6 protein-coding genes are annotated in these 4,948 nt (G+C 65.3%); 3 read left to right on the forward strand and 3 right to left on the reverse strand.

Annotated features, from left to right (window positions below; translation table 11 throughout):
• Window positions 1–116: 116 nt before the first annotated feature.
• Together ACI2KK_RS28800 and ACI2KK_RS28805 are read right to left on the reverse strand one after the other, a co-directional pair.
• Window positions 117–812, reverse strand: coding sequence for a YoaK family protein (locus ACI2KK_RS28800; RefSeq protein ID WP_404671626.1), 696 nt, complete (start codon window positions 810–812; stop codon window positions 117–119).
• Between the two features lie 32 nt (window positions 813–844).
• Entirely contained in the window at window positions 845–1,318 is a 474-nt protein-coding gene (locus tag ACI2KK_RS28805) for a GNAT family N-acetyltransferase (protein ID WP_404671627.1), read from the reverse strand.
• A gap of 166 nt (window positions 1,319–1,484) precedes the next feature.
• On the opposite strand from ACI2KK_RS28805, the gene ACI2KK_RS28810 reads away from it, so the two are divergent.
• On the forward strand, window positions 1,485–2,225 hold the full coding sequence (locus ACI2KK_RS28810; RefSeq protein WP_404671628.1) for an alpha/beta fold hydrolase: 741 nt from the start codon (window positions 1,485–1,487) through the stop codon (window positions 2,223–2,225).
• On the opposite strand, the gene ACI2KK_RS28815 is transcribed toward ACI2KK_RS28810, so the two are convergent.
• A complete protein-coding gene (locus ACI2KK_RS28815; protein ID WP_404671629.1) occupies window positions 2,226–2,843 on the reverse strand; it encodes a dihydrofolate reductase family protein in 618 nt (205 codons plus the stop codon).
• A 198-nt stretch (window positions 2,844–3,041) separates the two neighbouring features.
• Between ACI2KK_RS28815 and ACI2KK_RS28820 the strand changes: the two genes are divergently transcribed.
• Complete coding sequence (locus tag ACI2KK_RS28820) at window positions 3,042–3,854, forward strand: crotonase/enoyl-CoA hydratase family protein (protein ID WP_404671630.1); 813 nt, start codon at window positions 3,042–3,044, stop codon at window positions 3,852–3,854.
• 35 nt (window positions 3,855–3,889) lie between these two features.
• Window positions 3,890–4,720, forward strand: a complete 831-nt coding sequence (gene nudC / locus ACI2KK_RS28825) for an NAD(+) diphosphatase (protein WP_404671631.1) — start codon at window positions 3,890–3,892, stop codon at window positions 4,718–4,720.
• Window positions 4,721–4,948 lie beyond the last annotated feature (228 nt).

A 4,948-nucleotide genomic window follows, 5' to 3' on the forward strand; every position in this document is an offset into this window, starting at 1 on the left:
GAACCCGAACCCGAACCCGAACCCGAACCCGAACCCGAACCCGAACCCGAACCCGAACCCGAACCCGAACCCGAACCCGAACCCGAACCCGAACCCGAACCTGAACCCGAACCCCCTCACCGCACCATAAACCCCACCTGCCAAGCCCGCGGCACAAACCCCACCACCAACGCCAACAAACAAGCCAACCCGCAACTCCCCGTCAGCGCCAGCAACCCCAACCGCTGCTGCAACCAGGCCCCGATGGCCGCCCCGACCAGCATGCCCGCCCAGGGCACCAACTGCACCCGCCAGCCCCCGCGCCGCTCGCCCAGCAACCAGCGCCCCAGCCCCCGCCCAAAACGCGAAAGCGCCCCGGTGACATAGGTCAGCCCGATCGGCAGCCCGTTCACCTGCTCGACCACGGCATTGAGCATGCCCATGGCCAAGGTGGCCAGCACCAGTGCCGGGAAGGTCCAGGGCAGCGGCCAGGCCGCGCACGCCAGCAGGGCGGCGACGATCAGCAGCAACGGCGCGGCGCGGCGGCGCAGGCGCCGGGCCAGCACCACCCCCAGGGCATTGCCCGCGACGAAGCTGAAGATCGCCAGGGCCAGGCGCAGTATCAACGCAAGGTCTGCCTCGCTGATTGCCACAGCCAGGCGCGTGGTGTTGCCACTCATGAACGAGACGAAATCGCCCAACGCCAGCAGGCCGATGGCATCGGTCATGCCCGCCAGCACCGACAGCGCGGCCACCAGCCCCAGGCCCACGCGCCCGCGCAGCACGTGCAGGCGCGCCCGGCGGGCGCTGTGGGAGGCGGCAGTGGGCAGCATGGCGATATCTCCAAAGGGCTGGGGCCCTGATGTTATACCGCTATCAGCGCCTTGCGCATGGGCACACATAACAGTTGCAGGCCCGCCGGCGAGTGGTAGATCGCCTGGGTGTCACCCTCATAGCCGCAGCGCCGGTAGAAGGCCGCAGCGTTAAGGGTGGCGTCGAGGTGGATCTGCTCCAGCCCGGCGGCCCAGGCGATGCGCTCAAGGTGCGTGACCATCGCCCGGGCAACGCCGCGCTGCATGTGCCCGGGCAGCACGAACAAACCGCCCAGCTCGCCACTGGCCAGGTCGATCATGCCGGTGGCAACGGTGCTGCCGTCCAGGCAGGCAAGGTGAAAGTGGTCGGCCACCAGCGCGGTGAAGCCTTCGCTGTGGGGCACCTCGGCCCAGGCCCTGGCGAGATCTTCGCCGTAATCGCCGGGGCACTGGTGGAGGATCGCCTGGCGGCGGATGGCGTAGGCGTCGCGGGCGTCGTGGCGGGTGGCGCGGCGGATATCTAACATGGGGTCCTTCCCTGTTTTGGTTGTGAGGCGGCAATGCCCCGTGCTTGACGACCTGCGGCAAACACAAGGGCGCCATTGCAAACCCTGGATTGGCGCATGGCAACTACTCAAGGGCTGCCCATGGCGCCATGCTGCGCCTTCCCTTTGGCTGGCAGCGAGGCGTGCGATGGAGCTGGATACACCGGTGGTACTGGTCAATGGCCTGGTCGGCTGCCTGGATCATCCCGCACTTCACCAAGGCTTGCACCCCCGGTTGGTGATCGCCCCCGACCTGCTGGGCTACGGCACGCTGCAAGGCATGCCTGCCGGGCGCATCGATATTGCCGCGCAGGTGCAATACCTGCATCGCCAGTTGCAGGCGCGCCGGGTGCCGCGGGCGCACCTGGTCGGGCATTCGGTGGGCGGGGTGGTGGCGATGCTGTATGCCCTGCGCTACCCGCAGCAGGTGGCGAGCGTGGTCAGTGTCGAGGGCAACTTTACCTTGAACGATGCGTTCTGGTCGGCGTCGGTGGCGCGCATGGAGCCCGACGCTGCCGAAGCGATGCTGGAAGGCTTTCGTGCCGATGCCCAGGGCTGGCTGAGGGCGGCGGGGGTGGCGGCCGATGCGCAGCGCCTGGCCCTGGCCCAACGCTGGCTGGCCCACCAGCCGGCCAGCACCTTGCAAGCCATGGCCCGTTCGGTGGTGGCGGTGACGGGGGCGACGCGCTACCTGGCGCAACTGCAAACACTGTTCGCCGCGACCCCGGTGCATTTGCTCGCCGGCGAGCATTCGCGCAGCGGTTGGGACGTGCCGTATTGGGCCGGGCAGCAGGCGGCCAGCTTCACCGTGCTGCCGGGCGTTGGCCACCTGATGATGCTGGAAGACCCGCAGGGCTTTGCCCAGGCCCTGGCCAGGCTGCTGGCCTGATCAGTCGATCGAGCCGGTTTGTACCTGGGTTTTTTGCTCATAGTGGGCCAGCAGCACGCCTGTGGACGTGGCGAAGTGTCCGCGCAAGGTGAACGCTGCGGCCTGGGCATCGTTGCCGAACAGGCGCTTGCCGTGCCCGAGCACAATCGGGTGCACCAACAGCCGCAGTTCATCCACCAGCCCGGCGGCCAGCAGCTGCTGTACCAGCTCGGCGCTGCCCTGGGTCAGCAGGGGGGCGCCAGTTTGCTGCTTGAGGGTGCGCACGGCTGCGATGACATCGGCGCCCAGCACGTGGCTGTTGTGCCAGGTCACCGACTCGGGGTGGTGGGTGGCGACATGCTTGGCCACGCCGTTGAACAGTTTGGCCATTGGCTGGTTTGGCGAGTCAGCGGCGACCTTGGGCCAGTAGCCCGCAAAGATGTCGTAGGTACGCCGGCCCAGCAGCAGCTCGAACGGCTGGCTGAACAGCGCCTGCATGGCTTTGCCGAAGTCATCGTCGGCGTATGGCGGCAGCCAGCCGCCGTAGACGAAGCCACCGCTGGTGTCCTCCTGCGGGCCGCCGGGGGCCTGCATGACGCCGTCGAGGGTGATGAAGGCGGCGACGATGAGCTTGCGCATGAGGGGTGCTCCTTGGGATGGGTTTGCCAGGTAGTCGATTAGGCCGATGGGAATTCGACAACAGAAGCAGAAAGCCGCCGGGGCGTTGTAAGAAAAGCCGCTGACGGGGCGCTGGCAGTCTTGTTTTTGGCACATGTACGGCCTAGCGGGTGCGTTAAGATCCTGCGCGTGAACCTTTTCTCCACAGGAGTGCCGCCCGTGACCGAATACACCGCATTCAAGGTTGAACTGACCGACAGCATCGCCCACGTGCAGATCAACCGCCCAGAGAAGATCAACGCGATGAACGCGGCCTTCTGGGAAGAGATTGTCGATATATTCCAGTGGGTCGATGACACCGATGCGGTGCGTGCGGTGGTGATCAGCGGCGCCGGCAAGCATTTTTCATCCGGCATCGACCTGATGATGCTGGCCTCGCTGGCCGGGCAGATGGGCAAGGACGTTGGCCGCAACGCGCGCCTGCTGCGCCGCACCATCCTGCGCCTGCAGCGCTCGTTCAACGCCGTGGACAACTGCCGCAAGCCGGTGCTGGCGGCGATTCAGGGTTACTGCATCGGTGGCGCCATTGACCTGGTGTCGGCCTGCGACATGCGTTACTGCGCCCAGGATGCGCAGTTCTCGATCAAGGAAATCGACATGGGCATGGCCGCCGATGTCGGCACCTTGCAACGTTTGCCGCGTATCATCGGCGACGGCATCTTGCGCGAGCTGGCCTACACCGGGCGTATGGTGGACGCCGACGAAGCGCTGCGCATCGGCCTGGTGAACCGGGTTTATGATGACCAGGCGGCGCTGCTGGACGGGGTCTTTGCCATTGCCCGCGAGATTGCCGCAAAATCACCGGTCGCTGTGGCCGGCACCAAGGAGATGCTCAGCTACATGCGTGACCATCGTATCGACGATGGCCTGGAGTACATCGCCACCTGGAACGCCGCCATGCTGCAGTCCGAAGACTTGCGGGTGGCGGTGGCTGCCCACATGAGCAAACAGCAACCGACGTTCGCCGACTGACCGGGTTGGCGGGCGCCTTGAAGGGACCCGAACCGATGTCAGCACGCTGGACAACCGCAGTACTCGACCCGCAGATCGCCGGTGGCCTGGCCGTGGCGCGCAGCCCCGAGGGTTTTTTGTTCGACGCCAACGGCGCGCTGTTCCCCCGTGACTGGCTCAAGCGCCAGGGCCTGGAGGTGCTGTGCGAGCACGGCATTGGCCATTTTGACGGGCAGCCGGTGTTCCTGCTGGAGCTGCGCAGTGCCGGCGAGGTGCCGGGCTGCGCGTGGCAGGGGCTGCGTCGTTTCATGCTCGAGGGCGACTTTGACACCTACAAGGTGCTGGGTTATGCGGCGCAGATCGGCACCTGGGCCCGCGAGCACCGGTTCTGCGGCAGCTGCGGGCAGCCGATGACGCAGATCCACTGGGAGCGGGCGATGTACTGCCAGCCGTGCGAGCTGCGTAGCTACCCGCGCATTTCGCCGAGCATGATCGTGCTGGTGACCCGTGGCGACGAGGTGTTGCTGGCGCGCTCGCCGCGCTTCGTTACCGGGGTGTACAGCACCTTGGCGGGGTTTGCCGAGCCGGGAGAGTCGGCCGAGGACTGCCTGGTGCGTGAGGTGCGTGAAGAGGTGGCGGTGGAGGTGAGGAACATCCAGTACGTTGGCAGCCAGTGCTGGCCGTTTCCGCATTCGATGATGTTGGGGTTTCATGCCGAATATGCGGGGGGGGAGATTGTCATGCAGCCGGATGAGATCGAGGATGCGCAGTGGTTCAATGTGCATGAACTGCCGCCGTTGCCGGCGGGGCGGTCGATTGCGCGGTATTTGATTGATTTGTATGTGGCGCGGCGGTTGGGGTTGCCTGAGCCTGTTTTGCCTTCCTGATAGTTGGGATTGGGATTGGGATTGGGATTGGGATTGGGATTGGGATTGGGATTGGGATTGGGATTGGGATTGGGATTGGGGTTGGGGTTGGTTTAGTTGGTTTTGAAAGTTGTAGGCGCATTCATTATTTGTGTTGACGCTTATTCACCTTTCCGCCCTTACGGCGGGTTACTTTTTTTCGTGGAAAAAAGTAACCAAAAACCGTGCGCTCCATTCATCCGGCCCCTG

It is taken from the genome of Pseudomonas sp. NPDC089406 (assembly GCF_044900265.1).
Taxonomy (GTDB): Bacteria; Pseudomonadota; Gammaproteobacteria; order Pseudomonadales; family Pseudomonadaceae; genus Aquipseudomonas; species Aquipseudomonas fakonensis.

Excerpts from the sequence above, each read along its gene's own strand:
- ACI2KK_RS28800 (WP_404671626.1), bottom strand. The coding sequence starts at position 812 with ATGCTGCCCACTGCCGCCTCCCACAGCGCCCGCCGGGCGCGCCTGCAC.
- ACI2KK_RS28805 (WP_404671627.1), bottom strand. The coding sequence starts at position 1,318 with ATGTTAGATATCCGCCGCGCCACCCGCCACGACGCCCGCGACGCCTAC.
- ACI2KK_RS28810 (WP_404671628.1), top strand. The coding sequence starts at position 1,485 with ATGGAGCTGGATACACCGGTGGTACTGGTCAATGGCCTGGTCGGCTGC.
- ACI2KK_RS28815 (WP_404671629.1), bottom strand. The coding sequence starts at position 2,843 with ATGCGCAAGCTCATCGTCGCCGCCTTCATCACCCTCGACGGCGTCATG.
- nudC (WP_404671631.1), top strand. The coding sequence starts at position 3,890 with ATGTCAGCACGCTGGACAACCGCAGTACTCGACCCGCAGATCGCCGGT.